General features: G+C 49.1%; 1 protein-coding gene. It reads right to left on the bottom strand.

Translation table 11 applies throughout. The annotated features are described in order from the left end of the window. Window positions 1–344: aminotransferase class I/II-fold pyridoxal phosphate-dependent enzyme (locus ACNKXV_RS13665; RefSeq protein WP_417908276.1), on the bottom strand; the 344-nt coding region annotated here is incomplete at both ends.

Here is a 344-nt window from a genome sequence, read left to right as displayed (position 1 = left end):
ATTCCCGTTCGGCTAAAATATCCTGAATCATCCGGTCCACTTTGGCTTTGTCCTTGATCGCTGCCAAAACGGTCTCCTGGGTCAAGCCGGAAATATTGTAAGGAGGCTTGATCTTGTTCAAGATCCGAATCAGTTCCTCACTGGCAAAAGCCATCCCAAGTCGGAGGGAAGCCAAGCCCCAAGCCTTCGAAAAGGTCTGCATGACCAGCAAGTTGGGAAATCGATCCAATTCAGTGGTAAAGCTCGGTTCGTCGCTGAAATCGATGTAGGCTTCATCTACGACAAGCAGCCCCTTGAAATTTTCCAAAAGGAAGAGTATGTCTTCCCGCTTGACCTTGTTGGCC

Origin of the sequence: Christiangramia aquimixticola (assembly GCF_048285835.1) — a bacterium.
Taxonomy (GTDB): domain Bacteria; phylum Bacteroidota; class Bacteroidia; order Flavobacteriales; family Flavobacteriaceae; genus Christiangramia; species Christiangramia aquimixticola.
The sequence above is the reverse complement of the archived record's forward strand: the minus strand, read 5'-3'. Positions and strand labels throughout refer to the sequence as shown.